The organism is Vibrio taketomensis, from assembly GCF_009938165.1.
In the GTDB taxonomy this organism is placed as follows: domain Bacteria; phylum Pseudomonadota; class Gammaproteobacteria; order Enterobacterales; family Vibrionaceae; genus Vibrio; species Vibrio taketomensis.
This window is the reverse complement of record NZ_AP019650.1, coordinates 545689-571521: the sequence shown is the minus strand read 5'-3', so window position 1 is coordinate 571521 and position 25833 is coordinate 545689. Positions and strand designations below refer to the sequence as shown.

The following is a 25833-nucleotide window of genomic DNA, read 5'->3' as shown; positions in this document are numbered from 1 at the left end:
CACTGAAATTTCCTCACGAGATCCTCTATGAAAACTCCTTGTATTGGCGTTTGCAAAAATAACGGCGGTATTTGCTCAGGCTGTCTACGCACCATGAATGAAATCACCAATTGGCGACAGATGAGTGACGTACAACACATAACGACTATTCGCCAAATCACAGCATTAATCAGCACTCACGTTTGTCCTTCGTGTGGACAAGGCAGTCACTGCGATATTAAAGCAGGGAAAGATCATTGTTGGTGTTTTGATATCGAGAAGCGAGATCTCTCGGGAATCGCAAAAAGCTCATCGTGCCTGTGCCGAAAATGCCTATCTTCACTCCCACTGGATTAGCTGAATCTCATTAATTTTTCTAATCCGAAACATAGATATATATCTTAGTAAATTCCCCATGATTTGATTGCTCGTAATGAGCAATCTCACTACTACGGCAGTTTCATATCCCCCCTATTTTATTAATTAGTTGAGCTAAGTCTTGGCGGGGCTTTTACGTTCTTTTTTTGAGTAATTATCTATGTCTGCGTACAGCAAGCTAATTAAACTAACTTTTACCATTGCTATTTTGGCGGCTGTGGGCCAAATGACCCAAACTATGTATGTACCATCGATAGGTCAAATGGCGACTGAATTTGCCATTGCACCCGGTGCGCTTCAAGCCGTCATGGCGTGTTATTTGATCCCTTATGGATTATCTCAGTTTGTCTACGGTCCTATTTCAGATCGTATTGGTCGTAAACCAATTATCGTATTCGGTTTAGGCCTTTACCTAGTAGGAACTTTGCTCGCGCTATTTTCCACCAGCTACACACTATTTTTGATTGGCAGTTTTGTTCAAGGCCTTGGTATCGGTTGTGGCGGTGCAATGTCACGTACACTTGGTCGCGACTGCTTCTCTGGCAATGAGCTGCACAAAGTAAACAGCTGGATTAGCATGAGTATTGTATTTTCGCCACTCCTTGCCCCTGTACTTGGTGGTGTTTTATCTGAGAACTTCGGCTGGCGCTCTAGCTACTTATTTTTAGCACTGTTTGGATTAGCGGTTGTGATCACCATGATGACCAGCTTTAAAGAAACCTTGCCTGTTGAAAATCGACGCTATGAAAAAGTGAGCCGAAGCTATAAGTTTGTTTTGTCTAACAAGCGCTTCCAAGGCTACCTAATTTGTCTCGTGGCAACGTTCTCTGGCTTAGCAATCTTTGAAGCAGCGGCAGGTGTATTGCTAGGTGGCGTACTTGGTCTGCCTGCAACCGTGGTGAGCATTCTGTTCATTTTGCCAATCCCCGGTTACTTGCTGGGCTCTGCGCTATCGGGAGCTCTTGCTCATCGCCACAGTACCAAAAGCATTCTCAATTTTGGTTTGATCAGTATTGTGATTGGTTCTTTGACTGTATTGGTACCTGGCGTGTTCGGTATCACATCTGCGATGTCATTAACGATTGGTGCTGCAATTTACTTTTTGGGAACGGGGATTATTTACCCAGCGGCTATTACGGGGGCTATGGCACCAATTCCAAACCATGCAGGTACTGGCGGGGCCGTGCTTGGAGGTATGCAGAACCTAATCGCAGGTTTAGCCACTCTTGTTGCCTCTATGGTACCCGCACCCGATCAAATGCCACTCGGTATGTTTATGTTATTTATGTCATGCGTAGCAGCTTACGGACTATTACGCGTCAACAGTAATCATAATCATGCCGATGAGATGCCGCTAGCCGTATAAATATTCACATACAAAAAAGGAGCCTCATGGCTCCTTTTTTCTACACCAATGCGGTGCCTTCAAACTTAATACCGGACCAACCGTGAACCATAAAGTTACGGATGTTTTGGTGATCATTGTTATCCGGAAACTCTAATACATCTTTACGATAATAATCACCAAACATCGCTAATGTCTGTTCTTCATTGAGATTATGTAGCAATCCAAAGGCAAAGATCTTACACGATCCATTGTTCTCACCTTGTGGGTTGCGCATCGTGCCATTACTGAATGCGGTAGGTTGGAAGGTGTAGTTCGCCTCAATAACTTCGATCGATTGGCTAAAATCAATCGTACTTGGTGACGATTGCAACTGTTTTAAGAAAGAACTCAATTCCATATAAGCTTTATACTTCATTTCTATTTTTAGTCGGCACAGTCTACTTAATTCTTATCTAACACTCCAGCATCCCGAACTCGGTGACACAAACTTCGCGAACCACTTTACAGAACGAGATTCAATATCATGGTTCGCCAACTCGAATACAGCAGTGCCAGACTTAACGTCTGGCACTGCAATTATTCATCATCCAATTGAACGAGTTTGGTGTTACCACCGTGTGCCCTTTCACGCATTCGCTGCACCATGGCATAGAAACCTGGAATGAGGAATGTACCAGCGAGCAACACGCAGAGCAGTCCACCAATCAAAGATATGCCAAGAGAATTCTGGCTTATGTGCCCTGCTCCTGAAGCGAATATCAAAGGGAAAATACCTAAGATAAATGACCACGACGTCATGTTAACGGCACGAAAACGTAATTTGCCTCCATGGACCGCCGCTTCATCGATGGCGACGTCTTTCTCTTCACGTTCAACTTTTGCAAACTCGACAATCAAGATGGCATTTTTCGCTGCTAACGCAATCAAAAGTACTAAACCTATCTGCGCATATAAATTGAGCGGCGTACCTGTTAGATTTAGCGCTAAAAACGAGCCCAATGTCGCAACGGGAACAACCAAAATAATCGCAATTGGAATAGTCCAACTCTCATATTGGGCCACCATAAACAGATAAATGAAGATCAGCGCCAAGGCGAACGCATAAATAGCCAAGTTACCCGCTAGGACTTCTTGATATGCCATACCAGTCCATTCGTATTGGTAACCTTGAGGTAGTATCTCGGCGGCAACGCGCTCCATGGCAGCAATTGCATCACCACTCGAATAACCCGGCGCTGGCTGACCTTGAATGACAGCACTACGATACATGTTGTAACGCCATGCGACATCAGGCTCAAATATTTGCTCATAGGTAACCAAAGTACTCAGCGGGACCATCTGACCCGCAGCGGAACGTAAATGAAAACGTTCGAGATCATCCATGCTGCTGCGATGCTCCGCATCCGCCTGCATGGTTACGCGAAAGTTTTTGCCGAACATTGTGAAGTCGTTGACATACAATGAACCAAGGTTACCTTGTAACGTCTGGAATATACTAGAAAGTGGAATACCGAGTTGCTGCGCCTTTTCTCGATCAATATCAACGTAATAATGCGGTACATTGGCACGGAAAGTTGAAAAAGCGAAACCAATTTCAGGTTGTTTTTTGGCCTCTTCAATCAGTTGATTCATTACCAAGGCTAAATCGGTACGACTACGCCCCAGTGCATCTTCTAATACAAATTCAAAGCCAGAGGCTGCGCCCATTCCCGGCACAGCGGGTGGGCCCATAGCAAACACAACCGCTTGAGGTAATTGATTGGCTGCGCGACCATTAATTCTTGCAGCGATAGCGCTCGCAGAGTGGTCACCATCTAAAGTGTTTCTAGTTTCCCAGTCATGTAGCTTAATAAATAACGATGCCCCGTTTGATGCAGCGGCTCCAGTCATAAAAGCAAAACCATTGGCGACAGTAACACCATCTACACCGGGCTCTTGCTCAACCATGCTGATTAGTTGTTTCGTCACCTCTTCAGTGCGAGAAAGTGACGCAGAATCAGGTAACTGAACATTAACCAGTAAGATTCCCTTATCTTCTTGAGGTACAAAAGCTGTTGATGTTGTCTTCGCAAACAAACTCACCGCAGTCACCGCAACAATGAAAAATCCAACTAAGAACAGTGTCTTTTTCACCAAAAATCCAGCCACCTGACCGTAACGACGAGTCACAGTATTAAGTCCATTATTAAATGCTTGGAACCAGCGTGCTGTATTGCCACCCCCTTGTTTAAGTACGAGGGAACATAGGGCTGGCGACAAAGTTAATGCATTAATAGATGAAATGACTACTGCGATACAGATGGTTAAGGCAAATTGGCGATACATAATACCCGTAATACCCGGCAACATCGCGACTGGCAAAAATACCGCAAGTAGCACCAAGGTGGAGGTCATAATGGGATCTGTCACCTCTTTCATCGCCATTAGTGTCGCTTTACGGGGTGACAAGCTTGGTTCTTTCGCCATCGTGGTATCGACATTTTCAATCACTAAGATCGCGTCATCCACCACAATACCAATGGCAAGAATTAACCCAAACAGAGTAACGGTATTAATGGTAAATCCCGTACCTAACATCACTGCAAACGTACCAATCAACGAGACTGGAATTGCCACAACCGGTATCAAGGTGGCACGAGCACTGCCTAAGAACAAATAGGTTACAGCGATGACGAGTAAAACTGCCTCAACTAATGTTTTCACAACGCCTTTAATGGATTCAGCCACAAACACGGTAGTGTCATAACTGGTTTCATATACCATGCCTTCAGGAAAGTTCACGCTTAGCTTTTGCAGTAAGTCCATAACGGCTTGACCACTCTCTAACGCATTAGCGTCTGATTGTAAGGAAAGCGCAACAATTGAGGCATCCTGACCGCGAAACAGGCCACTACCGTCATAAAATTTCTTACCTAATTCAACTCGCGCAACATCTTTCAGATACACCGTCGAACCATCGCTGTTGGCACGCAACACTACCTGTTCGAACTCACTGACGGATTCTAAGCGGCCTTTAGTCACCAGATTAAATTGAACTTCTTGAGCATCGTTGTAAGGTGCCGCACCTATGCGACCAGCAGCTACCTGAATATTCTGTTCGGCTAACGCAGCATAAACATCGCTCGTGGTCAGTTTCAAGCTCGCCATTTTCTCAGGGTCGAGCCAGACGCGCATTGCGTATTCACCACCACCGATCACGTTCACCTCACTGATGCCTTTTACGCGAGCGAGCTGATCTTTAACATTGAGGTTAATGTAGTTAATTAAGAACTGATCATCGTATTGGCCATCAGGTGAATAAAAATTGAGTACCATCAGCAGATCCGGCGAGCGCTTTTTAACTGTTACGCCAGCCATTCTTACTTCTTGCGGCAATTTGGATTCAATCTGAGAAACACGGTTTTGCACGTTAACTTGCGCCATGTCGGGATCGGTTCCAACATCAAAGGTGACATTGAGACTATAAGACCCATCGTTGGCGCTTTTTGAAGACATATAGATCATATCTTCGACACCATTTACCGCAGCTTCTAACGGGTCAGCAATCGCCTGTTCCACTACCTCAGCGCTAGCTCCAGTGTAGTAGGCATTGACGCTAACTGAAGGAGGACTAATCTTGGGATATTCGGCGACGGGCAATAACGCAAGTGAAATCGCGCCTGCTAACGTCAAAATAATGGATATTACCAACGCAAACTTGGGGCGCTGTATAAAGAAACGACTCAGCATTAATTCCCCCGCTATTCTGACTGGTTATGTTCTTCGACGCGCACAGGCACCCATTGCGAATACGTTGCAATCCTTGCGTAATGATATGCTCATTAGAATTAAGGCCGGAATGAATGATCACCCCTTGCTCCAACTGGCGACCTAACTCAACATTTCTACGTTCAGCAATATTCCCCTCTGCAACCACCATCACGAAATGACCTTCGAGATCGGTTTGTACTGCACGGCGAGGGACAACCACGACATCGGTTGGGTCTTTTTCGCGAAGTTCCACGCGTACATGCTGCCCGGGTAAAAGTCTAAATCCAGGGTTAGGCACCACCGCTCTCATCGCAATCGTACCTGTATCTAAATCAATTCTGTTACCGAGATAATCCAAAGAACCTAAGTGCTCAAAATTTTCACCATTTTCGAGAATAACCTGGACTTCCGCAGTGTCGTTGGTCTCGCTACCTTGATACTCATCCATACCCAACTCTAGCCGTTCACGTTCACTGACACTGAAACTCGTATGGACAGGGTCTAAGCTAACTAGAGTGGTGAGGATGCCTGACTGAGGCGAAACCAAATCACCTGTACTTACCTGAGTTGCGCTTATACGCCCGGAAAACGGCGCACGAATTTCGGTATAAGATAAGTTGACCTCAGCCAATTTTAGCTGAGCTTGTGCCGATTCAACCTGAGCCTCAGCCCCTAATAACATAGAGGTCAAACTATCGAATTCAGATTGTGAAATACTGCCTTTGGGAAGGAGATTCTTGCCGCGATTGAAGTCGAGCTGCGCTTTTTTTAGCGTTGCTTTTGCTTGTGCAAGCGCCGCTTTTGCCGATGCTAACTGCGCTTCAAATGATGAAGGTTCGATGGTGTAAAGTAACTGACCGGCCTCTACCATTTGTCCTTCATCAAAATGTCGTTGTTGCAAATAACCCGTTACCTGAGCGGTAATATTTGTGTCTTCTAGGGCTTCCACACGCCCTATATAGGTTTTGCTTTGTTGATGGGTTGTCGCCATTACAGGTTCTGCAACGACGAGTGGCGCTGGAGATTGAAGGTGTTCTGACGTTGATTCGCCACACCCATATAGGAACAGCGTACTCAATAAAGCCGCCGCAATTGTCTTCTTTTTCATGGAAATACCGCTAGATAACTTTAATAACGAACGTTAACTAACGGCATTCCATTTTATGTCCGAGAAATATCAAGACACCGATGCAAATTGTATCAATCTATTTCGAACTCTAAACATTAGCAAACCGTTTGTTTGTTATTTAGTTTATCGGCAAAGCCGCTGGTGAAGTCCATGTATAGACTAACTCAGTGATCTTTCGACCGCATGGTGAATCCCATAAACGCTGCTCACTATTTTGGCCACCGAGATGATCATAAAACTCTACAGCCTGGTCGTTACCAGCAATAACTTCGAGATACACACCATTGTCAGGGAAAAACTGTTCTATCCATTGCAACATTTCTGTCACCAAAGCTTTGCCAACCCCTTGGCCACGATGGTTTATATCCACATGCAATGCATCAATAATGGCACCCCGTTCAAAATCGTGGTTCCCAAAGGCACAGATGAAACCGCATAGTTTGCCTTTGTCTTCGGCAATTAACACATGTTGATTAAATGGCGGGTTAATAAGGCGGGTCTGCCAGATAAGAGCGCGATCATCAAAAACATCTCGATTAAGATAATCCTGCGCAAAAATTCCTCGGTAAAAATATTTCCAACTTTGGGCATGCAGTTCAGCAATCCGGCTGTAATCAGCATATTCCGCGACTTTTATTTCCATTGTCAGTCCTTCTTACTTCCTGTAAGGGTTAATTCCTAAATACATACTATTTATTAACAAAATAAAAGTAAATTATTATCTTTTAATAGTCGCATAGCCTTCACTTCGCTCACCATGACTCGATCGTATTGAATGAAAACAAATTTTTCGCCATAAAGCTTACTCGTTCACACTTTGATACAACACAGTTTTGACTTACATCTGTACGCTGATAATCTAGCGTACAAGTGTTCGCTTAAAGGATGCAAAATGAACGTTTCGAACAAGCCAAGGCTGATTTGGCTCAATATTCTCTTATTCTCTATTAGTTTTGTGTTAGCTGTTGTCATCACACCCTGGTACGGTTTGGTAGAAGGCTATCATTGGTATCATTGGCTATGGCTAGTTATTGCATTTTCGTTTTGCAATTTGTCGATAACGGCCGGATATCATCGCCTTTGGTCACATAAAACCTATCAAACTCACCCTGTTGTTCGCGTTATCTATGCACTAGGAGGGGCGTTCGCTCTGCAAAACAGCGCGTTGCACTGGAGCTCTGATCATCGTGTCCACCACAAGCATGTTGATAACAATGAACGAGACCCATACTCAGCCAAACGCGGCTTCTGGTTTTCTCACATTGGTTGGATGCTGCGTCATTACAACCAAGATTCTTACCACGACTATTCCAATTGCCGAGATCTACAGAAAGATTGGGTGGTACGCTGGCAACATAAGCACTATTTGACGCTTGCGATTATTACTAACGTTACGATTCCACTTGTCCTTGGCATCATCTATCAAGACATCATCGGCATGTTTTTGATCGTAGGAGCACTGCGCTTGGTGTTAAGCCACCACACCACCTTCTTTATTAACTCTTTAGCGCACATTTGGGGCAAACAACCATATACCGACAAAAACACGGCGCGTGACAATGGTATATTAGCCTTTTTTACCTTTGGTGAGGGTTACCATAATTATCATCATATTTTTGAAAATGACTATCGTAACGGTATTCATTGGTGGCACTACGACCCAACCAAATGGCTAATTAAAGGCTTATCAAGTGTTGGTTTGGCCGATAAGTTACGTATTACACCTAAACTTAAAATTGAGCAGGCAAAGGCCAAACAAGCGCTTCAGAGAGCGATGAAAAAGCTCGAACAACAGCCTAACAGTTCACATTTGATCGAAGCTTTGCAGCACGAGTTCGAACTACTGATGAACAAGCTGAACGACTACTACGCACTCAAAAAGCAATTGATGGACAAACAGCGTAATAACTTGGTTGAACGCTATGAGCACTCCCTGTTAAGAATTCGCTATCGCCAACTAAAAACTGAATTTAAGCTGCAAAAAAAGAGCTGGAAAACAACCTTAACACATTGCTAAGCCTTTACTACACAACAAAGACGGGAGCCTATCAGCTCCTGTTTTGCTCTCTACAACAGCGTTCGCACAGTATTAAAATTCAAAACCAGCACTGATTACTTATCCCATTGAAAGCATTTAATTCATTTCCTAACAACGTATTTACGTAATGACGAAATCAGGATTTCATGACCGCGATCTCTAGCAGTTTGCACTCGATGTTATTACCATGTAACAAAACAATTAATAACATTGATGAAAGCAGGAAGCCCATGAATACCCAAACATTAATTGCCCAGTTCGAGCAAATTGTTGGCAAACAGAACGTGTTAACTCAAGAGAGTAAAACCGAATACTACCGTTCTGGATTTCGTTCAGGGCAAGGCAAAGCTCTCGCCGTGTTATTCCCAAATTCACTGATTGAACAATGGCGTTTGTTGGAAGCCGCCGTAGCTGCAAACTGCATTATTATCATGCAGGCAGCCAAAACTGGGTTAACCGAAGGCTCCGCTCCAAGCGGTGATGACTATGACCGAGAAGTCGTAATCATCAATATCACTCGAATTAAAACCTTGCATGTGATTGATAGCGGCAAACAAATCATAAGCTTACCGGGAGTAAGTTTGCATCAACTCGGCAAAACATTGGCTGAGGTTAATCGCGCCCCTCATTCCGTCATTGGCTCCTCTTCCATTGGTGCCACTGTGGTTGGCGGTATTGCCAACAACTCCGGTGGCGCATTGGTAAAACGAGGCCCCGCATTTACTGAACAAGCTTTGTTTGGTCGCGTCACCAAAGAAGGAAAATTAGAATTGGTGAATCACCTTGGTGTCGATGGCTTAGGCGATACTCCTGAGGAAATTCTGACCAACATTGAAACTGGCAACTTCAAACCAGAGCAAATTCAACACAATGGTGCTATGGCCTCAGACCATGAATACGATCAACGAGTCCGAGATGTGGAAGCGGATACCCCATCTCGCTTTAACGCGGACGCTCGTCGCTTATTTGAAGCTAGCGGCTGTGCCGGCAAATTGGCGGTGTTCGCCGTACGAGTCGACACCTATCCTGTTCCTGAAAAAGAACAACTGTTCTACATTGGATGTAATGACCCCGCCAAGCTGACTATGCTGCGTCGCGACATGTTAAGCCAATTTGAAAATCTACCCGAGATGGGCGAATACATGCACAGGGATATCTTCAATTTGGCTGAGAAGTATGGCAAAGATGTGTTCCTTTCGATTCATCATTTAGGTACCGACAATCTGCCCAAATTCTTTGCCCTAAAAGCCAAAGTTGAAACGCTGCTCAAACGTATTCCGCTCGTCTCCAAAGATCTTCCGGACATTATGCTGTATTGGATAAGTAAACTCTTCCCGCAACATCTACCCGCAAGAATGCTCGAATTCCGTGATAAATATGAACACCATCTAATCCTAAAAATGAGCGATGGGGGCATAGAAGAAGCCAAACAATATCTTGAAAACGTGTGGTCGCAACAACAAGATTGTGAGTTCTTTGTGTGTAGCGCCGATGAGGGTAAAAAGGCGCTGCTGCATCGCTTTGCCGCTGCAGGTGCGGCTATTCGCTATGAAGCCATCCATTCAAACGATGTCGAAGAAATTCTCGCATTGGATGTCGCACTGCGTCGTAACGATATTGATTGGGTTGAACAGTTGCCCGAAGAAATCACCAAGGATATGGTCATGACGCTCTATTACGGGCACTTTATGTGTCATGTTTTCCATCAGGATTACATCTTTAAGAAAGGTGCTGACACGAAAAAGATCAAAGCATTAATGCTCAAACTATTAACCGAAAAAGGCGCTAAATATCCGGCTGAGCACAATGTTGGCCACCTGTACGAAGCAGAAAAACAGCTGCAAGAATTTTACCACGCACTCGACCCAACCAATACCTTTAACCCAGGCATCGGTAAGATGAGCAAATATAAGCGCAACTGCAGTTGCTGCGGTTAAAACAGAAAAGCCCAAGCACTATGGCTTGGGCTTTACGTTAGAGCATCAAGAGTTCAGCGTTATTTCATAATGCGAGCTTTAAACGCTTTACCTTTCATTTTGCCATTTTGCAGCTGTTTCAAAGCAATCTTCGCCACACTGTTTTCAACCGCCACATACGAAACCATCGCCATGATATTGATTTTGCCGATGCGCTTACCATCAATACCTGCTTCTTTGGTTAATGCACCAAGAATATCACCCGCACGTACTTTCATTTTCTTTCCGCCAAGAATTTGAATCGTGGTCATCTCTGCGTAGAACGGCTTAACCATTGGTTTTTCAGGCACTGCGACTGGGCTTACCTCAATGTCCATGTACTCTTCGATCAGTGCTACTCGGTAAGCATCTTTTTCACCAAAGAAGCTAAACGCATGACCTTTTGCGCCTGCACGGCCAGTACGACCAATACGGTGAACATGCACTTCTGGATCGCGTGACAATTCGAAGTTAAACACCGCATCTAGGTTTTCAACATCTAGGCCACGAGCGGCTACATCCGTTGCCACAAGGATAGATATGCTCTTGTTAGCGAACATGGTTAACGCTTGATCGCGCTCACGTTGCTCCATATCACCATGCAGTTCTACAACACTAAAGCCGCGATGGGTTAATTCGTCAGTCACGTTCATCACTTCTTTCTTAGTATTACAGAACACGACGGATGATTGTGGGCTGTGAGTCAGTAGTAATGCTTCCAACGCATCATCACGCTCTTGTGTCGTATCCAGCTTGTAGAATGACTGTTGAATAGTTGATGTTTGGTGCGTTGATTCTACTTTCACCATTAACGGTGCATTGGTAATGCGGCTGGCGATCGCTTCAATCTGTTTTGGGAACGTCGCACTAAATAGCAAAGTTTGGCGCTGCTTCGGTGCTTGTTCAATGACGGCATCAAGCGCTTCTTGGAAACCCATTTCAAGCATACGGTCGGCTTCATCCAAAACCAGCGTATTTAACTCATCAAGGTTGATACGTCCTTTACTTAGGTGATCTAGGATGCGGCCTGGCGTGCCGACTAGAATGTGAGCGCCATGCTCTAGTGAACCGATTTGTGGGCCCATTGGCATACCACCACATAGCGTCAACACTTTGATGTTGTGGATACCACGCGCTAGCGTACGGATCTCTTTCGCTACTTGATCTGCCAGTTCACGTGTCGGACATAGTACTAATGATTGCACACGAAAACGCTTAACGTTTAAGTTGCTCAGTAGTGCCAATGAAAACGTAGCTGTTTTACCTGAACCCGTTTTACCCTGACCAATGACGTCTTTACCTTCTAATAACGCAGGCAAGCTTTGTGCTTGAATTGGCGTCATTTGGGTGTAACCCATGCTATCTAGGGTGGTTAGTAGTTCATTTCTCAGTGGCAGGGTTTTGAATGAATCTGTCACAATCTCTTCTCGTCGAAACGCTATCTGCAGTTATTTTATCGTAGGCTATGGCCGTACTAAAATGCAGCGAGCTTAATATAGGTAAATAAAAAAACCGCCTCATACGAAGCGGTTTTCCGTAATCTGGTTAATAACCTTAAGGTTATCGTAAACCGTGCAGAAATTCTGCGCGCGTCGCTGGGTTAGATTTAAAAATACCCCCTAGCGCCGTCGTTGTTGTTTCACTGGTTGCATCCATCACACCACGCGATTTTACGCAGTAGTGAGTCGCATCGATCGTCACCGCAACATCTTCTGACTCAAGCAACGTTTGTAAGGCAACTAGAATCTGCTGAGTCAATCGTTCTTGTACTTGCGGGCGCTGAGCAAAAAAGCGCACGATGCGGTTAATCTTTGACAAGCCAATGATCTTGCCGCGCGGAATATACGCTACTGCCGCTTTCCCATCAATAGTCACAAGATGATGTTCACAAGTGCTGGTAAGAGTAATGTCTTTTACTCGCACCATTTCGCTCACATTCATTTTGTTTTCAATAACGGTGATTTTCGGGAAGTTTTGATAATCCAAACCAGAGAAGATTTCATCCACATACATCTTGGCGATGCGATGCGGCGTCTCTTCGAGACTGTCATCGGTAAGGTCAAGATCAAGTAGAGTCAAGATTTCTCTCATATGATATTGAATCTTTTCCTTTTTTTCTTCACGACTGAACTCACTCGGCACCATAGGTGTTTCGAGTCCACGGGTTTCAAGCGCATCTTTTACTAACTTCGCTGATTCGCTAAGACCTGACATTCCACTTCCTCATATTACTCCTCGCGGATTGCTGACAAGGATACTCGTATTTTTAATCAATTACATCCACATTTTCTTTACCGGAATCACTCTGCCCTTTTACACGCAAGCTGTTGATACCAATCGGCGTAAAATTAAGCAATTAACCTTCATTCAACACGGGTATCAGTACGTAATTATTGTGCTAAGTAAAAATGTGGTAAAGTTGGCGCAAATTAGAAAGACAATAGGAAATTCTCATGGCTTGCTGTGACGCTCCGGGCTTAATGCCTATCGAAGAAGCGATGGAAAAAATGCTATCTCGCATCAAACCGATTCAATCGACTCTGCAGTTACCACTGGCTGAGGCATTGGGCTATGTTTTAGCCGAAGATATTCTGTCTCCTATCTTTGTGCCGCCATTTGATAACTCAGCGATGGACGGCTATGCAATCCGTATTGCTGATCTGCAAAGCACGAAAACGCTTCCTGTTGCTGGTAAATCCTTTGCTGGCCAACCGTTTACAGATCAATGGCCGCAAGGCACTTGCGTGCGCATTATGACTGGCGCAAAGATCCCGCAAGGCTGTGACGCTGTCATCATGCAAGAAAACACCCAAGTCACTGACAGCGGTGTATTATTCCAGCAAGAGACCATCAAACCACAAGAAAATATTCGCCCTACTGGTGATGATATTAAGCAAGGCGATATTGTATTACCCAAAGGCGCTCGCCTATCACCACGTGATATTCCAATGATTGCTTCTCTTGGCGTTAGCCATGTTAATGTGGTGCGTAAACCTAAAGTTGCATTTTTCTCCACCGGTGACGAGCTGAAACCACTAGGTCAAGCGCTAGAAGAAGGTCAAATATACGACAGCAACCGCTACGGTATTAAACCTCTAATTGAGAATTTTGGTTGTGAGCCGATCGATCTTGGAATCATTCCTGATTGCCCTGAAACACTAAAACAAACTTTCGAAAAAGCGCAATCACTGGCAGATGTGGTTGTCACTTCGGGTGGTGTCAGTGTCGGTGAAGCAGACTACACCAAGGATATCTTAGAGCAGCTTGGTGAAATCGGCTTTTGGAAGCTAGCGATTAAACCAGGTAAACCTTTCGCATTTGGTGAATTAGAAAATGCGTGGTTCTGCGGTCTACCAGGTAACCCTGTTTCGGCGGTTCTTACCATGTATGTATTGGTTCAACCAATGCTTGCAAAACTGGCAGGTCACACCGAATGGACAGCACCTGAGTCAATCCCTGCTATTACTAAAGCGGGTTTTAAAAAAGCACCAGGTCGCACGGACTACCAACGTGGCATCTACTCAATTGAGAATGGTCAATTTGTGGTAGAAAGTACCGGCAACCAAAGCTCCGGCGCTTTCCGCTCTATGAGTTTAGCCAACTGTTTCGTGGTACTAGAGCGTGAACGCGGACGCGTTGAGGCGGGCGAAACGGTACAAATCCAGCTGTTTAACTCAACGTTATACTAGGAGCTCAGGTGGAGATTTTATCTGACCAAGAAATGCTGCGTTACAATCGTCAAATTGTACTTAAACAATTCGATTTTGAAGGACAAGAAGCATTAAAACAGGCATCCATCTTAATTCTTGGCGCTGGCGGTCTCGGCTGTGCATCGAGTCAATACCTTGCCACCGCTGGTATTGGTAAATTGATGCTGATTGATGATGACGTGGTTGAATTGTCTAACCTGCAGCGACAAGTACTGCATCACGACGCCGACATCGGCAAAAAGAAAGTTGAGTCAGCCGCGGAGTCACTTAAACAACTTAACCCATTTATCGAAGTTGCGACTATCGATAAGCGCCTAAACAATGATGAATTGCGCACACTGATTACGCAGCACACATTAGTACTGGACGCCTCAGACAATGTCGAAACGCGTAATCAGCTTAACCTTCTCTGCTTTGAGACCAAAACTCCGTTAGTGTCTGGCGCGGCCATTCGTATGGAAGGTCAAATCAGTGTTTTTACCTACCAAGACGAAAACGCACCATGCTATCAGTGTCTCAGCAGTTTGTTTGGTGGCGGTGCATTAAGCTGCGTTGAGGCTGGTGTTATGGCACCGGTGGTCGGCATTATTGGTGCAATGCAAGCGATGGAAGCCATCAAAGTTATTGCCAATTATGGCACGCCGAAACAAGGTAAAGTATTAATCCTTGATGCGATGACAATGACATGGCGCGATATGGGGTTAATGAAAATGCCTACCTGCCCTGTGTGTAGCACAAATTGATTCAACCATGATATTTGGTTTATAGGCGACATAATGTCGCCTTTATTTTTGCCACACACTACTCAGTTAGTTGGGATATATTGCCGCAACACAAATCATCTTGTAGATTATTGACTTAGCTTAGACGAACTCAAGGGAATACTATGTCACCGCTCATTTCCGCTCAGCAATTAGTTAAAATGCAAGCCGACCCGAACACGTTGATTCTCGATGCAAGTATCGATTTTCAAATTCCCGCAGAGCCGGAAAAAGATAAAATTAATAAGATCCCAGGTTCGCTGCGATTTGATTACGACCATGACTTTTGCGATCTCGAGTCACCTCTACCGCATATGATGCCAAGTGAGGCCCGTTTTAACCAACTTGCTCAACAACTTGGCATCAACAACCAATCGATAATCGTTGTGTACGATAATAGCGGTACGTTTGCTTCACCAAGAGCTTGGTGGATGTTCAAAGCAATGGGCCATACACAAGTGTATATCCTTGATGGTGGCCTCACAGCATGGAAAGCTCAGCAGTTACCAACCACTACTGATTATGCCGAACCTGCTAGTAAAGGTAACTTCACTGGCCAACTCAATAACCAATACTTTTTGAGTGCAGAGCAAGTACTCAATGAAATTCCCAATACCGATAGCCTGACCGTTGATGCGCGCTCACTACCAAGATTTAACGCTGAAGTTGCCGAACCTCGGGAAGGTGTCCGCAGCGGCCACATTCCTAATTCAGTCTGTTTGCCCTTTGCGCAGTTAATGGATGGCTCCTTTATTAAGCCGATAGAAGAACTCCAACCCATTTTGGCTCCGGTACTCAATACACATCGCACGTATATTTTCAGTTGTGGGTCTGGTGTTACCGCTGCGATCGTTTTACTTGCCGCTACGCTGTGTGGTTATCAAAACCTCGCTATTTATGACGGTTCATGGACCGAATGGGGCGCGAATCACGATTTACCTATCGAGTAAACACCAAACTAAGAACCCCGCAAAATTGCGGGGTTCTTGGTTATGAAGTTACTGAAGGCTAGCGCAATGAGCTACATATTCTTACGCATCACTTCGACTAACTCACCGCTTGGATCTCCAGAGAGTTCCCAAGTAAAGATGCCACCAAGTTTCTTACTATTCGCCCAATCTGCTTTCGCTTTGATTGAACGAGCGTCTTCAAATGAGATAAAGACTTTCTTGTTCGGATTCCACAAATATGGCGCTTGAGCTTCGTCATCATACTTGTATTGATAACCCTGCTTCTCACCATAGTTCTTCACGATATCCCAAAACATAAAGTAGCCATTCTCACCTGTACCAAACTGAGCACCGCTCTCTGATTGCAGATCACCTTTTGGTAGTTCTCCCGCGTAATCTTTCGTACCCTGCCAACCACGCCCATAGAAAGCCGCACCAATCACTAACTTTTCTGGCGGTATCCCTTGCTCTATCATTTGATTGATAAAGGCATCAGACCCCATACCCCACCAACTTCTTTCCGTAGCATGAAGGTTCGTGGTGTGTCCAGTTTGAGCACCCCAACCACCTAAATAGTCATAAGTCATGGCAAACATATTGGTGAGATATTGGCTTGCACTCTTCCAATCAATTTGCGCAGATCTCGCACCAACGCCGACCGCGGTTGAAAGCTCATATTCTCTGCCAGTCTTTGCTTCTAATTTATCCAAATCACTGCGCATGACTTTAACCAAGTAACTGAATGCTGCACGCTCATCCAGCATTTCTTCATCCGTCAATTTGGTATCCGGATTCCAAGGTGACGTCGTTAAGCCACCACCACCAGGATACTCCCAGTCCAAATCGATACCATCAAAGAAGTCATATTCCTCAATAAGTGCAGCGGCGGTTTTTGAAAAATGTTTCATTGCGCTTGGATCTTTGGCCATAGCATGGAATGGTTCAGACATTGTCCAACCACCAAATGAAGGAAGAATCTTAATATGCGGGTGATCAGCTTTTAGTTGAGCCAGTTGAGCAAAATGACCTTTATACGGAACGTCAACTTTCACTGGTCCAAAATCCATTTCAAGGCCGGATTTATAGTCAACCACAATGGCAGTATATGGATCCTGCCCTTCACATTGTGTAGCAACAAGCTCTTGTATTTCTGCGGATGCACCAGTATGAGGGCCACACATACTTAAGAAGGCGTAGATGATATGGGTCAAATTTTCCGCTGGAATATCTTTAACCACGTAAGGGTTTTGTGGATTGTCATACTGCCAATCAGCAAAATAACCCGCCACAACTTTATCACTCGCATTAGCAGCAAACGAAAGTGAACTCGCGATAGCTGCGACTATCAGGGATTTATTCATCGTTATTCTCCATGGGTTAAACTGATTATTTTTTAACCCATGAAGTACAATTTTGACCCAAAAAGTAAATCGAGATGCGATCGACAAATAACTTCCGTAACGCGATTACAAAAATTGCAGAAAATTTTTAGCTAAAGAATATATTCAGTCGCTGCGTATATTATGAATTCGTTTGGCCGTTACCTATCTGCTCATCAAGGTTTAGAACCGTCAAAGCATTACTTACGCTGGTGGCAATCACATCTATCGCCCCTGTACGTAACGCACCCAATAGTGCTAGAGGCTTACTGTTTTCCGCTGCAATAGCGATGACTTGTGATATTGACTTGAACTCATCAATGCCTAAGCCAATAACACGGTCACTCATTACCGTTTTGGCAGCAACACCATGAATATCAAAGAAGTCATAACCGGCAAAATCGCCCACCACACCCTGCAACATTCTAGATTGAACCACTTCATCAGCGGTAAACCAACCGAGATCAACCATGTAACTATTTTCGCTCATATCGCCAATACCAACGAGAGCGACATCAGCTTTACGCGCCAAGTCGAGAGTCTGTTTCACCGTTGCGTTTTGCATAAATGCAAGCTTCTGTTCTCTGTTTTCTGCGTAGGCAGGTGCATACAGTGTCTCTGAGGTGCCACCATAACTTTTCGCAAACTGACGACAGATGTGGTCAGCATTGAACATACCACCGCGCGGGTGGATACCACCGATGCCACATACAAACTTAACGTCCTTTTGCGGAATAACACCGACATGATGCGCGACAGCGGATACGTTCCGCCCCTGACCAATGGTCACAACCGTGCCATTTTGCAGTGTGCTAGCAAGGTAGCGTGAAACCAAACCTGCCACTTGTAATCGTTGCAACTCTTCGCTTGGTTGATCTAAAGCAACAAGCGCCCTTTTGACACCAAAACGCTCAATCAAGCGTTGTTCGATCTTGGCGCTGAATACTGGATGATACTTCACCGTAATTTCGACGATTCCTTCATCACGCGCTTGCTTCAGCATTCGTCCAACTTTTGCCCGTGAAATCGAAAACTTCTTGGATATTTCCTCTTGAGTTGCACCATCTTGATAATAGGCAACGGAAACTTCTGTGAGCAGATCAGTACTATCAAATGTTGGTTCTTGGTTGTTACTTGCCATAGATTTTAAATACTCATAGTCCTAAAAAGTTACAGCGTCACTAGATTCAATCGGAGTGAGAGAGAGTCTATCTCAATTAAGCACACCGTAACGACAATATGATTTTACGATAAATTGAGCATCCGCTCATTGACTTAGCATATGTCACCCGCACTTCATTTCGCAACATATGCTCACCTGTGTTACATTTTCTCATTTTGTTTTTTTGATGCTTGCAACACATAGCCAGCAATTACAGTCACTAAGCAAACGTTTCATCGTCATACTTTTGTTTTTCACCTAAATAAATGGTGATTTAGATCACTCTAACAAGAAAGATCCAATTGACTTTGGCCTTAGTTAGGATAAATATGGCTACATCATTTACTCAGCTAGAGATCAAATGCTCATGTCATTTGTTCATTAGCCAAAAAATTTCCAATTAGTGAGTAGAAGCGAACTATTTTTAGCTATGAACTATTCATTAATGCGCTTACAAATGTTGGAGAACATCTGGTTCTTCAACTACGAAATAGGATGATCAATTATGAGCAATAAATTAGAGCAACTTCGTAAGCTAACAACTGTCGTAGCAGATACTGGTGAAATTGATGCAATCAAAAAATACCAACCAGAAGATGCAACTACTAACCCTTCTCTAATTCTTAAAGCGGCTCAAATTGAAGAGTACGCACCGCTGATTGATCAAGCGATTGAATACGCAAAATCGCAAAGCAGCGACAAAGCTCAGCAAGTACAAGACGCATGTGACATGCTTGCGGTAAACATCGGTAAAGAAATTCTTACCACTATCCCAGGTCGTATTTCTACTGAAGTTGACGCTCGCCTTTCATACAACATGGAAGCATCAGTAGCGAAAGCTCGCCAACTTATCAAGATGTACAACGATGCTGGCATCTCTAACGACCGCATCCTAATCAAACTTGCTTCAACTTGGGAAGGTATCCGAGCTGCTGAAATTCTAGAGAAAGAAGGCATCAACTGTAACCTAACGCTGCTATTCTCATTTGCTCAAGCTCGTGCTTGTGCTGAAGCGGGCGTATTCCTAATCTCACCATTCGTTGGTCGAATCATGGACTGGTACAAAGCGAAAGAAGGTCGTGATTTTGAAGCTCAAGAAGATCCAGGTGTACTATCTGTAACTAGCATTTACAACTACTACAAAGAATACGGCTACAACACTGTCGTGATGGGTGCAAGCTTCCGCAACATCGGCGAAATCCTAGAGCTTGCTGGCTGTGACCGTCTAACTATCGCACCAGCTCTATTGGCTGAACTTGAAGCTGCAGAAGGCGAAGTGGTTGAAAAACTTATCGATTCTAAAGGCGCTAAAGCACGTCCTGCAGCAATGACACATGCTGAGTTCCTATGGGAGCACAACCAAGATGCAATGGCAGTTGAAAAACTAGCTGAAGGCATTCGCAACTTTGCTGTAGACCAAGGCAAACTTGAAGAAATGATCGCAGCAAAACTGTAATCCAAAACTATTTAAAGAGGGAACGAGAACGTTCCCTCTTCTACATCTATTTATCCTTGTCTCGTGAGACAGAAACAATATTCGGAAATAATTATGGATCGTAAAATTCTAGCTAATGCAATCCGTGCTCTAAGCATGGATGGAGTTCAACAAGCTAACTCAGGTCACCCTGGGGCTCCTATGGGTATGGCTGATATCGCTGAAGTACTTTGGCGTTCACATCTAAACCACAACCCAGCTAACCCTGAATGGGCTGATCGCGACCGTTTCGTGCTATCAAACGGCCACGGCTCAATGCTGATTTACTCTCTATTGCACCTAACTGGCTATGAGCTATCGATTGACGATCTGAAAAATTTCCGTCAACTGCATTCTAAAACACCAGGTCACCCAGAGTATGGCTATGCTCCTGGTATCGAAACCACCACTGGTCCACTAGGCCAAGGCATCACTAACGCTGTTGGTATGGCGATGGCAGAGAAGGCACTGGCTGCGCAGTTTAACAAAGAAGGTCATGACATCGTTGACCACCACACATACGTGTTTATGGGCGATGGCTGTCTAATGGAAGGTATCTCACACGAGGCATGCTCTCTAGCTGGTACATTAGGCCTTGGTAAACTAATCGCATTCTGGGATGACAACGGTATCTCTATCGATGGTCACGTAGAAGGTTGGTTCTCTGACGATACACCGAAGCGTTTTGAAGCCTACGGCTGGCACGTAATCCCAGCAGTAGACGGTCACGACTCTGCAGCTATCAATGCGGCAATTATCGCTGCGAAAGCAGACCCACGTCCGACTCTAATTTGTACTAAAACCATCATCGGTTTTGGTTCACCAAACAAATCAGGCTCACATGACTGTCACGGTGCGCCACTAGGTGCGGAAGAAATTGCAGCGACTCGCAAGCAACTTGGTTGGGAATACGGTCCTTTTGAAATTCCAGCAGACGTATACTCTGAGTGGGATGCTAAAGCGGCAGGCGCAGACAAAGAAGCAGCGTGGAACACAAAATTTGACGCATACGCAGCAGCGTACCCAGCAGAAGCGGCAGAGTTTAAACGCCGTGTAAACGGTGAACTCCCTGCTGAGTGGGAAGCGAAAGCAAGCCAAATCATTGCAGACCTTCAAGCAAACCCAGCGAACATTGCATCACGTAAAGCATCACAAAATGCACTAGAAGCGTTTGGTGCCATGCTACCTGAATTTATGGGTGGCTCTGCGGACCTAGCACCTTCAAACCTAACCATGTGGTCGGGTTCTAAATCGCTAGAAGCAAACGACTTCTCTGGTAACTACATTCACTACGGCGTACGTGAATTTGGTATGACGGCAATCATGAACGGTATCGCACTGCACGGTGGTTTCGTTCCTTACGGCGCAACCTTCCTAATGTTTATGGAATACGCTCGTAATGCAATGCGCATGGCGGCTCTGATGAAAATTCAGAACATCCAGGTTTACACCCACGACTCTATCGGTCTTGGTGAAGATGGCCCAACTCACCAACCGGTTGAGCAAATCGCATCTCTGCGTCTAACACCAAACATGAGCACATGGCGTCCATGTGACCAAGTTGAATCAGCAGTAGCATGGAAACTGGCGATTGAGCGTAAAGATGGCCCATCAGCGCTGATCTTCTCGCGTCAAAACCTAGCACAACAACCACGCTCTACAGAGCAAGTGGCTGACATCGCTAAAGGTGCTTACATTCTTAAAGATTGTGCTGGCAAGCCAGAGCTTATTCTTATCGCGACTGGTTCTGAAGTTGAACTAGCAGTGAAAGCAGCTGAAGAGCTTGCAGCAGCAGGTAAAGCGGTACGTGTGGTATCAATGCCATCAACCGATGCCTTTGATAAGCAAGATGCAGCTTACCGTGAATCAGTCCTGCCATCAGATGTGACAGCACGCATCGCAATTGAAGCGGGCATTGCAGACTCTGGTACAAATACGTAGGTTTCGATGGTCGCATCATCGGTATGACAACCTTTGGTGAGTCAGCGCCCGCAGAGCAACTGTTTGAAATGTTTGGCTTCACGGTTGAAAACGTGGTAGGCACAGCAAACGAATTGCTAGCGTAATTACGTACACACAGCAAGTTACCTCTAGCAAACACCCGCCAAAAGGCGGGTGTTTGCTATCATTTGCCATTTATTCGTTGGTATAGCGAGTCTTTTAGTACCGCTCTTGTGTGCTTAAGCTTTGCCATCTCAGCATCGTCGATTGGCGAGCCTCGTAACTCCAACACCCGAATTTCCTTATCTAAACTATTGTAATCTTTAGCATCATTAGCAAATGCCATATCGCTTTGCGTTAGTTTATGAATTATTTCTTCATGTTCCGGAAACTCATGCAATAGCGAATGATTCTCTCCTAACATAATGACTCCTTGCGTCCAACTCTTCACTCCACCTTCTTCTGCCAACGAAGGCATTGTTTAGAGTGTAGTTTGGAAGTGACCAGATCGCTCCCTGAACATCGCGTGGTTTTATGTAATTTCACCGGGTGATCACAAATGTTATTTTCCAAATCAACGTTGCATACTCACACTACTTTGAAAGTAAAAAAGAAATAACTTTATTTTCACCGCCAATAAAGACAGCTTTCAGTAAACGTCTCGCAACAACAATTCGTAAAAATGCTAGTAAGATCACTTTGTTACACTGGTCTTAACACTATCAACTTCTACACTTTGCATATTAGATGAAAAAATTTGGATAATTCTAGTCATGAGCAAATTGCATTCTTGGCAAGACCTCTCAATCAAATACAAGTTATATGGCTTAGCGCTTCTCCCCGTTTTAATGCTTATTTATCTTGCATTTATGCAAATATCAACACTTAACAAGAGCACTGAAGCGCTTGTCAAAGCAACCAATACCACGTCATTACTTCGCGGCATCTCCAGTGTGTATTCCCCAAATGTAGGTTCAATGTCGACGGCATCGCTCAATCAGTTAATTCCCCAGGTATTTGGTGAGAAGCAAGTCGAAGATATTCGAGATGCTGTACAAAACCTGATCTCTACTCACCAAGAACTCACTCACAACAACGATATCGAAGAGTTGCTCGACAACTACGAATGGCAAGCTTCACTCTATCAAGAAGTACTGCTTGGCTTGGAGAAAATAGAGTTTCCCAACGTCCCTGTTGATGTACAAAGCAATATCAATGCGTTGATTCAGCTCGAATGGATGATGTTTTGGGCCACAGAGGAAACACTATTAAGTAAGGTATTAGTCGAAACCTACGAGTTGACTGGCGACTATGATCAAGAAATCTCCGACCAACTAAAAACACTTGCCGAGCGACAGCAGTTATTTGTAGAACGTTTTGTCAATCTCAATGCCGATGACGCGCAAGTTCAATTGATGATCCAAGCATTTAGTAACCCTGCGTTTATTCAAAGCCAAGACTTTAAATTCAATCTCCGTTCGATTGAATCGATACAAACGCTCACCCAAACTGAAATCCAAATGGGTGTGAGTGCAATGAGCGCTCGCCTCGCCCTACTCAATGATGTAGGGACAACCATCGAGTTCCAAATTGAGCAGCGAATTTCAGAATCGATCGAACAAGCACAATTTGAGCGAAACGCCTATGTAACATCCGTGGCGTTACTTACTCTGCTCGTCGTATACGTTGCATTCAAACTGACACACCAGATTACCTTCAATCTAAAGCTCGTACTGGATTACATCAAATCCGACGACAACCAAAACCTCAGTTCCCTGACACAAAATATACGCAGTAAGGATGAGTTAGGTAGCTTTGCTCAAGAAGTTGAACGGATAACCATTGAGCGTAAATCCGCTAACGAGCGCCTAACACAAGCGAAAGAAGATGCAGAGAATGCCAAAGATGCTGCAATTCGAGCTAACCGAGCTAAAAGTAGCTTTCTCGCCAACATGTCACATGAGATCCGTACACCGTTAAACGGTGTCATTGGGATTTCCGAAGTGCTTTCAGAAACCGAACTGACCGCTTCACAAAGAGACTATGTTGATACGATAGAAACTTCATCCCAACTGCTACTAAGCCTTATCAATGACATTCTCGATTTCTCGAAAATCGAATCTGGGATGTTATTAATTAATATGCAATCCACCTCGATCCGTGAAGTGATTTACGATGTTGCTTCTATCATTGCACCAAAAGTCCGAGAAAAGCATCTCGAACTAGACGTATTTATCAGCAGCGACACCCCATACAAAGTCGACGTTGATGACCACCGACTAAGACAGACTTTGATGAACTTTATGTCTAACGCAGTAAAGTTCACCAATAGCGGCAAAGTTTCCATCAGCGTCATCGCAAAAAATCAATCTCAAGGCAAAGTCGACTTAGAGTTTTCTGTCGCAGACAGCGGAATTGGTATCGATGAGGCCAAACAACAACAAATCTTTAAACCTTTTGCCCAAGAAGATGAATCTACCACACGTAAGTTTGGCGGTACTGGCCTTGGTTTAGCAATTAGTAGCCAATTGGTCGATTTAATGGGGGGTAAAATCGAGCTTGAATCCAAGAAAAATCAAGGAAGTCGCTTCTATTTCACTCTACAACTCGATATCTCTGAGCAAAGCTATAGCGGAAAACGAGTCAGCTGTAATCCTGTTTATCTGATCGCTAATGATGATCAACAACGAAAATTCATCGCACAAGAACTGGAATTTTTTGGTTTAAACCACTTTGCGCAGTTTACGTCGATTGAGCAATCTCAAGCCCAAAGCGAGCAAACACCTGAACTGGTCATCTTTGTCGAAAATGTTTGCCAAACACCAAGCGAGTACGAAAGCCAATTAGCAAACTTCCCTGACGCAGCACGATTGTGCGTAATAAGGCCATTTCTCAACCAACCATACGAGTTTTCCAATCGCATCCAATCAGTGGTCACTCAACCATTACTAGGTCAGCGATTGCTAAAAGCACTGCTCGATAAACAGCCGACAAGCTTGACTCAGCAAACCGAAATTCAGCACGACATCCCTGATGCACAAAAACGAATCCTATTAGTGGATGATAATAGCGTAAACCGTAAAATTGCCGGTATCCATCTCACTGGCTCAGGTATCGATTTCGAAGTCGCTCACGATGGTGCGGAAGCCGTGCAAATGTATACGGCCTATCCTAACCGCTATTCAGTCATATTGATGGATTGCATGATGCCAGTGTTAGATGGGTTTGATGCAACCAAAAAGATTCGTGATTTTGAGCGCCTGACTTCAAATAAAATCCCAATCATTGCCCTGACAGCCAGTGTGCTTGATGAAGATATTAAGCAATGTTTTGACGCAGGAATGGATGATTACTTAGCGAAGCCGTTTAAAGCCGATGAGTTGCTTGAAAAACTGGCTCACCATGCTGAGTTCAAACATGAAAATAAAGCAGCACCGATAGCATCCTCTATTATTCGCTCGGTCAAAAATGAACAAGTAAAACCGACGCCAAACTTGGGCAAAGTGCTATTGGTTGAAGATAACCCAGTCAACCAAAAAGTAGCAGCATTGATTTTGGAAAAATCAGGCTACAGCTATGATGTTGCCGAAAACGGCCAGATTGCAGTCGATCTGTACCGTAAAAATCGCGATTACCATGTGGTTTTAATGGACTGCATGATGCCAGTAAAGACGGGTTTGAAGCAACACGAGAAATTCGTCGGGTTGAACAAAAGATGGGGCTAGCAAAAATACCTATTATTGCTCTAACAGCGAGTGTCATTGACGATGATATTCAACGCTGTTTTGATTCCGGGATGGATGCCTATGTCGCCAAACCGGTTCGTAAAAAAATACTCATCGATAAAATCGAAAGTATCGTTTAAATGCAGGACGAAGC

The 25833-nt window shown here is 44.4% G+C and carries 16 protein-coding genes and 3 pseudogenes; 10 read left to right on the top strand and 9 right to left on the bottom strand.

Annotation, left to right across the window (positions count from 1 at the left end):
- Positions 1-27: 27 nt before the first annotated feature.
- Both Vt282_RS16275 and emrD read left to right on the top strand, forming a co-directional pair.
- The gene (locus Vt282_RS16275; RefSeq protein ID WP_162064069.1) at positions 28-336 is read left to right on the top strand and encodes a cysteine-rich CWC family protein; all 309 of its coding nucleotides are present in this window, start codon (positions 28-30) and stop codon (positions 334-336) included.
- Positions 337-517: 181 nt separating this feature from the next.
- The gene (gene emrD / locus Vt282_RS16270; RefSeq protein WP_162064068.1) at positions 518-1723 is read left to right on the top strand and encodes a multidrug efflux MFS transporter EmrD; all 1206 of its coding nucleotides are present in this window, start codon (positions 518-520) and stop codon (positions 1721-1723) included.
- 40 nt (positions 1724-1763) lie between these two features.
- Here the strand turns inward: emrD and Vt282_RS16265 are convergent, their stop codons facing one another.
- The 4 genes and pseudogenes from Vt282_RS16265 to Vt282_RS16250 form a co-directional block, all read right to left on the bottom strand.
- Positions 1764-2102, bottom strand: coding sequence for a HopJ type III effector protein (locus tag Vt282_RS16265; protein ID WP_162064067.1), 339 nt, complete (start codon positions 2100-2102; stop codon positions 1764-1766).
- Between the two features lie 179 nt (positions 2103-2281).
- Entirely contained in the window at positions 2282-5434 is a 3153-nt protein-coding gene (locus tag Vt282_RS16260) for an efflux RND transporter permease subunit (protein WP_162064066.1), read from the bottom strand.
- Between the two features lie 11 nt (positions 5435-5445).
- Positions 5446-6563 (bottom strand): annotated as a pseudogene (locus Vt282_RS16255) (efflux RND transporter periplasmic adaptor subunit).
- 139 nt (positions 6564-6702) lie between these two features.
- Positions 6703-7227 carry a GNAT family N-acetyltransferase gene (locus Vt282_RS16250; protein ID WP_162064064.1) on the bottom strand — a complete coding sequence of 175 codons (525 nt, stop codon included), beginning with the start codon at positions 7225-7227 and terminating at the stop codon, positions 6703-6705.
- Positions 7228-7476: 249 nt separating this feature from the next.
- On the opposite strand from Vt282_RS16250, the gene Vt282_RS16245 reads away from it, so the two are divergent.
- The gene (locus Vt282_RS16245) at positions 7477-8601 is read left to right on the top strand and encodes an acyl-CoA desaturase (RefSeq protein WP_162064063.1); all 1125 of its coding nucleotides are present in this window, start codon (positions 7477-7479) and stop codon (positions 8599-8601) included.
- 251 nt (positions 8602-8852) lie between these two features.
- Positions 8853-10559 carry a D-lactate dehydrogenase gene (gene dld / locus Vt282_RS16240; protein ID WP_162064062.1) on the top strand — a complete coding sequence of 569 codons (1707 nt, stop codon included), beginning with the start codon at positions 8853-8855 and terminating at the stop codon, positions 10557-10559.
- Positions 10560-10618: 59 nt separating this feature from the next.
- On the opposite strand, the gene dbpA is transcribed toward dld, so the two are convergent.
- Positions 10619-11995, bottom strand: a complete 1377-nt coding sequence (gene dbpA / locus Vt282_RS16235; RefSeq protein WP_162048073.1) for an ATP-dependent RNA helicase DbpA — start codon at positions 11993-11995, stop codon at positions 10619-10621.
- 142 nt (positions 11996-12137) lie between these two features.
- Positions 12138-12791: a GTP cyclohydrolase I FolE gene (folE, locus tag Vt282_RS16230; RefSeq protein ID WP_162048072.1), complete on the bottom strand. Its 654-nt coding sequence runs from the start codon at positions 12789-12791 to the stop codon at positions 12138-12140.
- A gap of 239 nt (positions 12792-13030) precedes the next feature.
- Between folE and moeA the strand changes: the two genes are divergently transcribed.
- The 3 genes from moeA (at position 13031) to Vt282_RS16215 (ending at position 15998) form a co-directional block, all read left to right on the top strand.
- Positions 13031-14266 (top strand): molybdopterin molybdotransferase MoeA, encoded by a 1236-nt coding sequence (gene moeA / locus Vt282_RS16225; protein ID WP_162064061.1) that lies wholly within the window; start codon positions 13031-13033, stop codon positions 14264-14266.
- A gap of 8 nt (positions 14267-14274) precedes the next feature.
- Complete coding sequence (moeB, locus tag Vt282_RS16220; RefSeq protein ID WP_162064060.1) at positions 14275-15030, top strand: molybdopterin-synthase adenylyltransferase MoeB; 756 nt, start codon at positions 14275-14277, stop codon at positions 15028-15030.
- A gap of 143 nt (positions 15031-15173) precedes the next feature.
- Complete coding sequence (locus Vt282_RS16215) at positions 15174-15998, top strand: sulfurtransferase (RefSeq protein WP_162064059.1); 825 nt, start codon at positions 15174-15176, stop codon at positions 15996-15998.
- Positions 15999-16069: 71 nt separating this feature from the next.
- On the opposite strand, the gene Vt282_RS16210 is transcribed toward Vt282_RS16215, so the two are convergent.
- The gene (locus tag Vt282_RS16210; protein WP_162064058.1) at positions 16070-17359 is read right to left on the bottom strand and encodes a glycoside hydrolase family 18 protein; all 1290 of its coding nucleotides are present in this window, start codon (positions 17357-17359) and stop codon (positions 16070-16072) included.
- A gap of 160 nt (positions 17360-17519) precedes the next feature.
- Positions 17520-18518, bottom strand: a complete 999-nt coding sequence (locus Vt282_RS16205) for a sugar-binding transcriptional regulator (protein ID WP_162064057.1) — start codon at positions 18516-18518, stop codon at positions 17520-17522.
- Between the two features lie 526 nt (positions 18519-19044).
- On the opposite strand from Vt282_RS16205, the gene tal reads away from it, so the two are divergent.
- Positions 19045-19995: a transaldolase gene (gene tal / locus Vt282_RS16200; protein WP_162048067.1), complete on the top strand. Its 951-nt coding sequence runs from the start codon at positions 19045-19047 to the stop codon at positions 19993-19995.
- Between the two features lie 93 nt (positions 19996-20088).
- Positions 20089-22079, top strand: a pseudogene (gene tkt, locus Vt282_RS16195) (transketolase).
- A 59-nt stretch (positions 22080-22138) separates the two neighbouring features.
- Here the strand turns inward: tkt and Vt282_RS16190 are convergent.
- Positions 22139-22378 carry a YdcH family protein gene (locus tag Vt282_RS16190; RefSeq protein WP_162064056.1) on the bottom strand — a complete coding sequence of 80 codons (240 nt, stop codon included), beginning with the start codon at positions 22376-22378 and terminating at the stop codon, positions 22139-22141.
- A 349-nt stretch (positions 22379-22727) separates the two neighbouring features.
- Between Vt282_RS16190 and Vt282_RS16185 the strand changes: the two are divergent.
- A pseudogene (locus Vt282_RS16185) lies at positions 22728-25819 on the top strand (response regulator).
- Positions 25820-25833 lie beyond the last annotated feature (14 nt).